Origin of the sequence: Bowmanella dokdonensis (assembly GCF_017254865.1) — a bacterium.
In the GTDB taxonomy this organism is placed as follows: Bacteria; Pseudomonadota; Gammaproteobacteria; order Enterobacterales; family Alteromonadaceae; genus Bowmanella; species Bowmanella dokdonensis.
The window spans coordinates 1-335 of record NZ_JAFKCV010000219.1 but is presented as its reverse complement, the minus strand read 5'-3'; the positions used below and the strand labels follow the sequence as shown (position 1 = coordinate 335).

Below are 335 nucleotides of genomic sequence, written 5' to 3'. Positions count from 1 at the left end.
CATGAGTAAACATCAGATATCCACCCTATTAGTCCTAAGCTGTCTTGGCAGCCAGGTCAGCATGGCAGACGTGGTCGACACAGACCTACTCACTGAGGTTAAAACGGCCTATTACCAGCGCGATTACCAGACACTGGCGCACCAGCTGCAAGCACCGGGGCTGTCACCACTGCAGCAGGATATATGGCAGGTTGCCCTGGCCGTTGCCCGCCAGGCCGACAATCAGAAAGACCTGCTACATGCACTGACCGAACGCTATCAAGACAATGCCGAAGCCCACTACCAGGCTGGCAGGCTGTGGTATGAAGTAAAGGAAAACAGCAGTTTTATCAATA

Annotated in this window: 1 pseudogene; it reads left to right on the top strand. The window is 53.1% G+C overall.

From position 1 onward, the window contains the following. Nucleotides 1-61: 61 nt before the first annotated feature. Nucleotides 62-335, top strand: a pseudogene (locus tag J0A66_RS22305) (hypothetical protein); the annotation flags it as partial.